At 34.8% G+C, this 5,746-nt stretch carries 5 protein-coding genes; all 5 read right to left on the bottom strand.

Annotated features, from left to right (window positions below; genetic code table 11):
- The coding region (locus E1171_RS08820; protein WP_155205642.1) for a vWA domain-containing protein at positions 1–1,028 on the bottom strand (1,028 nt) is incomplete at its 3' end.
- A gap of 14 nt (positions 1,029–1,042) precedes the next feature.
- Positions 1,043–1,918, bottom strand: coding sequence for a transketolase (locus E1171_RS08815; protein WP_155205641.1), 876 nt, complete (start codon positions 1,916–1,918; stop codon positions 1,043–1,045).
- A 307-nt stretch (positions 1,919–2,225) separates the two neighbouring features.
- Positions 2,226–2,672: a thioredoxin-dependent thiol peroxidase gene (bcp, locus tag E1171_RS08810; RefSeq protein WP_155205640.1), complete on the bottom strand. Its 447-nt coding sequence runs from the start codon at positions 2,670–2,672 to the stop codon at positions 2,226–2,228.
- A gap of 3 nt (positions 2,673–2,675) precedes the next feature.
- Positions 2,676–4,562 (bottom strand): M23 family metallopeptidase, encoded by a 1,887-nt coding sequence (locus E1171_RS08805; RefSeq protein WP_187696351.1) that lies wholly within the window; start codon positions 4,560–4,562, stop codon positions 2,676–2,678.
- Between the two features lie 13 nt (positions 4,563–4,575).
- Positions 4,576–5,187: a fumarylacetoacetate hydrolase family protein gene (locus E1171_RS08800; RefSeq protein ID WP_155205638.1), complete on the bottom strand. Its 612-nt coding sequence runs from the start codon at positions 5,185–5,187 to the stop codon at positions 4,576–4,578.
- Positions 5,188–5,746 lie beyond the last annotated feature (559 nt).

The following is a 5,746-nucleotide window of genomic DNA, read 5'->3' as shown; positions in this document are numbered from 1 at the left end:
TCCTGAATATTTATTATTTCTGGCCGATGAGTTTTTCTCACCAACGCTCTGACACCTTTTTTATATTCCGTATAAGCTTTCTGTTCAATACTTAATTTTCCTTGTGGAACATGAATCCTTAAAACATTATGCCTTCCGCCATCAAAATGAATATCTTTTTTCCATACGGGAGGAATTGTATTAATTCCGACATCGTAGGAGAGTACCCCATCCACTTTAATTGAGTCCGGATATCCTTTTTCGTCCAAATAATGAACAAAATTATAAACCGGAAGGTCAGTAACGGCATTCAACATTGTAACGCTTACATCCGTCTCTTTAGGATGATTATTGAAATCCAATAATTCAATACTAATGGTGGTTTTTTCAATAACCTGCCTTAAAGCTGTATTTAAAGCCCTTCTAAAAGATTGAATATTGTGGGCGTTGAAAAATTTACCGAGACAATCAAATTCTTGGTTGTATTCTTCTTCCATTCCTATTCCTATGATGAATGGTTTAAGAAAAATCCCTTGTTTTTGCAAGGCTTTTGAAATGCTACAAGGGTCACCAAAACAAGATTCTTTCCCGTCGGTAATAATAATCACAATGTTTCTTGCATTTCCCTCTTTTGGGAAATCTTCGGCAGCTTGCTCTAAAGAGTAAGCAATTGGCGTAGTCCCTTTCGGTTCAATTTCCTTCAGCTTCTGAATGATCACTTCATGATTATTCCGATTGAAGGCCGCCTCCAGTTTTGAGTCTTCACAGTTTCTTAGCCTGCGGCTAAATTGATGGCCGTAAACACGTAGAGCTAATTCAACATATTCATTAACTTTCAGGGAATCTACCAGATCGGAAAGTAACTTTTTCGCAACATTTATCCGGGTTTCATCCTCCAGCCGTGCTTGCATACTGCCGGAACCATCCAAAAGGAATAATATTCTTGCTTTTTCAGGAATATCTGTTTGAGATTGGGCAAAAGTTAGTTTTGTTACCCCAAAAAGGGCAAAAGAAAGTAATAAACTAATTGAAATGCCCGTCCTTACCAAGGATTATAGTCCGGTTAATAGTCACCCAAAGTTTCTTCTAGTTGACTTAAAGCAGCTTCTAATTGTTCATCACTTGGCGCAGCGCCATGCCATTTATGCGTGCCGCACATAAAGTCAACTCCATAACCCATTTCAGTACGCATTAGGTTCATTATAGGTTTGCCCTGGCCAGTGAGGCTTTTAGCATGCTCTAATTTCTCTACTATATCATTCATGTCATTTCCATTACTTTCAATGACTATCCAACCAAATGCTTCCCATTTTGCCTTCAAATCAGCTAATGACATTACTTCTTCAACAGGACCGTCAATTTGTTGGCCATTATAATCAATGCTGGCAATTAGATTGTCAACTTTGTGGTGAGCAGCATAAATGGCTGCTTCCCATACCTGTCCCTCTTGAATTTCACCATCACCCATCAAAACAAATACCTTGTGATCATCCTGATTGAGTTTTTTCATTTGTGCAGCACCAACAGCTACAGAAAGACCTTGGCCTAAAGATCCCGAAGCTACTCTAATTCCTGGCAGCCCTTCCTCGGTAGCTGGGTGGCCTTGCAATCTTGAATTAATTTTTCTAAAAGAGGAAAGTTCCGATACATCAAAGTATCCGGCATGTGCCAAAACACTGTACCATAATGGAGAAATGTGACCATTTGACAAAAAGAACATATCTTCTCCCTTGCCTTCCATTTTGAAATCCTTACTTTGATCCATGATTTTAAAGTAAAGAGCAGTCATAAAATCGGCACAGCCTAAAGATCCTCCAGGGTGTCCTGATTTCGCTCCATGAACCATTCTCAAAATATCCCTTCTTACTTGAGAGGCAATTTTTTCCAGTTTTGGAATGCTGATGTCTTCTGTTTTCCCCTGTGTGCTTGTCTCAATCATTGTCATATTTGTGATAGTGTTAACTTTTCGAAGCGATTTCGAAATAAAAGTCCAAAAATAAGCTTAAAAAGAAGAATTATACAATAAATAGTATTACGAATGCTTTATTATTGCCGGACTTACTTTTTTTAATAGTTATTTAAGGTTTAAATTGTCATTTTTATAATACCATCAAAGTAATTTGTGAAGTCTGAATAAGAAAAAGTATGTTGTGGAGTTAATTGTCTCCTTGCAATTCAAAATTAAATAATCCTGATAATCTAAATTCAGACGGCTTCCATTCTTAGTTTTCTTTAATTATCTCTTTTTATAAAATCTGGTTTGTGTGCTCCTTAGTTTTAACTTTCTCGATTATATTTTCAATTTTTCCATCTTCATCGATTAAAAACGTTGTTCTTACCGTTCCCATATAAACACGGCCATAATTCTTTTTTTCCCTCCAAGTGTTATAAAGGTTATGAACTGCTTTATCGGTATCAGCAATAAGAGTAAAAGGCAAATCATGTTTTGCAATGAATTTCTGGTGTGCAGCCTCACTATCTGTGCTTACACCTATTACCTCATAGCCAGATTTTTGTAAAGCTTCATGATTATCCCGAAGGTTACAAGCCTGTGCTGTACAACCTGGTGTATTGTCTTTAGGATAAAAGTAAAGCACTACTTTTTTTCCTAAATAATCGGAGAGTTTAATACTTTCCCCTTTTTCATTTTTTGCTGTAAAGTCAGGAGCTTTGTCGCCAATGGTTAATGCCATAATCTATAGTTTAGTTTGAAAAATGGTTTCATTACCTAATTTATCGCTTACGATAACTTTTAAATTTCCATTGATGGGCCTACCGTTGAAATCTTCTTTTTCAGCCCAAATTAATTTTCTTTTTGGATCATATTGAAAAAGTACCCACTGGTCATTTAAAAGAACTCTATAATCACTTATTCCAGAAAGTTGATCGTCAATGGTAATCCTTACCTTATTGGTTGAAACTCCCCTTAGTTTCACAGTTGGAGGAATGCTATCAGTTAATAAGGTGAATTTCCCCAAATTTCTGGTTCGGAAGGTGATTTCATTTTCTTTCCATTTCCCCCCTTCAAAATGATAACGATTTTTCTCGTCTATAGAGAAAACCCCGGTGTTAAATTTTTTGTAATCGTTTTCGGGCCTTAAAGTTACACTAATATATTTTCTTAAAGGAATGCTTTCATCGTTTATTGTAAAGATCTCTTGTGTATCAGTGTGTTGGGAGTCTTTTTTTAAGTAATTATGCGTAAGATAGAGTGTGTCAAATAAAGATTGATAAGGAAATAGTATGTCTAGTTGCTTACTGAAAAAAGAAAACTTTTGGTTGGGGGGAATAACAGCAGCGAGTTTAAGAGCATGTAGTTCTTTATAAATGCTTAAGGAATCTGGTAATCCTTTTTTTAGATCCCACAAATACCAGGCATTGAAAGAATCTGTATAAATAGGTGCTATTTCATAACCTATTCTGTTTGCATAAACCTTTATTTCAGGCCGATGATCGACCTTTAGAGGAGATTCTATTTTTAAGAAATTCTTTATTATTTTCCAGGAGAAACTATTTTTCTTTTTTGTAGAATTAGGAACCTTTTTTGGGGGGATTTTCCCAATGATGTTCAATTTTACAATACTTTCATTTTGATAGGAATCTCTTAAATAAATTCTTACTTGATGTTCTAAAGTGTCCTTTATGACAATTAAGCCCTTATTTTTTACTTTGCTGTAAAAGGAGAGGGAATTTCCATTATCCACAAATAATTTAGTGAATTGCCTGCCATTTTTTTGCTTTTCTTCATAATCATAAACGACCAAGGCATTTCTGGATTCTGCGAAGGAGAAATTTTTTATATGCTGTGAAAATACAGTTTCTCCATCCAACTGCATTTCTATGTATTGTATGCCATTTCGATTGTAGGAGCCATTTTGTTGATCATACCCTTGGAGTTCCAAAGCTATTTCCCCATAAACTGGAACAACCTCATTTACCTTAAAAACATTACCGGTTTTTTGAGTAGAAAAGTAATAATTTTGGTGTTGATCGAATATGCGAGCATTTGCGCTTTTGGGTTTAACTCCTAACCTAATAATGTTGGGCGGAATATTATCTTTAATTTCTGAAAAGTTGAAACTTAGTGGGTCTAAAGGTTTTTGTTGATTATCCCGAATTTCAAAATGAAGGTGGGGACCTGATGAAGAACCAGAATTTCCGGAATAAGCTATTAATTCTCCTTTTTCGTATTGAAATTTATCTTTAGAAGGAAAAAGTTCAATGGCAAATGACTTTTTTTCATATTGATTTTTCCGTACCCAATCTCTTATTTCAGGAATAAATTTTTGTAGGTGAGCATAAACTGTGGTAGATCCATCAGGGTGCTTCATATATAAGACATTACCATAGCCTTTTGTGGAGATTTTAATTCGGCTGATGAATCCTTTTTGCGCTGCAAATACCGCTAGACCTTCCTGACCGCCTGTTTTAATGTCTAAGCCTGCATGAATATGTGTGGAACGGATTTCTCCCATTGTTCCAGCTAAAAAATTTTGTTTCCCTGGGCGAATGGGGAATTGGTAGTTGTCATCTGCAGGTAAACTCTGGGCAAATAATAAGGATTTGCCCAGGATTAAAGCCATTGGAAGTAAGCATTTATTTAATTTCAAAGTCAAGGAATTTTTCATTGTTTATATATGCAGATAGTTTTTCTCCAATTTTAATTGGCCCTACACCTTTGGGAGTTCCAGTAAAAACAATATCCCCTTTTTTTAGGGTGTAGAACTTTGATACATAGGAAATAATATAATCGAAATTAAAAAGCATCAGCCGTGTGTTTCCCTCTTGTCGGGTTTCTCCATTTATTTGCAAGGAGAAATTTATGTCATTAAGGTTTTTAAAATTTGATTTTGGAACGAAAGAGGAAATAGGAGCCGATCCATTAAAGCCTTTTGCAATTTCCCATGGTAATCCTTTTGCTTTTAATTTTGACTGTAAATCCCTTGCAGTAAAATCTATGCCAATTCCAATTTCGTCGTAGTACTTATTGGCGAATTTCTCTTCAATGTTTTTTCCTTCTTTGCAGACTTTTAGTAGCAATTCCACTTCAAAGTGAATATTGTTACTGAACTCGGGGTAGTAAAAGGGTTCATTATTCTTTAAGATGGCAGTGTCCGGCTTTAAAAAAATCACCGGTTCATCTGGTCTTTCATTTTCAAGCTCCTCAATATGCTCAACGTAGTTTCTTCCTATTGCAAAAATCTTCATCCTTATAAGTTTTTTGTCAAAAATAATTCTTTCATAATCAAAATTTACCTATAGAAGAAAAAAAAGATTTTTTCTCGGGAGAAGGTTTCCTGTAAGTTTTTAGAATGAATATTGTCGTTTGAATCATTAGGAAAATATGAACATTTTAGTTGAAAAAATTAGGAGTAAAGTCTGGTGCAACCTTTTCTTGTTTATCTTCCATTATTCAGTTGGGTTAAAATGATTTTAGGAGGCTTTGCCTGCTATTTGTTCTTTTTATTTTCTATTAATGAATCAATCTATTGATCCCACCAATCTAGTAATAAAGAATTTATTTATCTAGGAGTTCCTCTTTCTTGACCTGGTTGGAAGTGGGAGGAGTGGGTTGATTTTCAATTATCAAATCGACTTTTTAGATGTCCAATTTTTCAAAACTAAGCCTAGTTGTATTAATTAAATATTTTATTTCCAATAGGTAAGATTTTACAATAATTTAACCTTGATCCAAGATAAGTGTCCAAACGATTATTTATATTGGTATAGCACTTTTCTTGTTGTTTCTTTTAAAAGAAACAACAAG

Origin of the sequence: Xanthovirga aplysinae (genome assembly GCF_009711365.1) — a bacterium.
In the GTDB taxonomy this organism is placed as follows: domain Bacteria; phylum Bacteroidota; class Bacteroidia; order Cytophagales; family Cyclobacteriaceae; genus Xanthovirga; species Xanthovirga aplysinae.
This window is presented reverse-complemented; position numbering and strand designations above follow the sequence as displayed.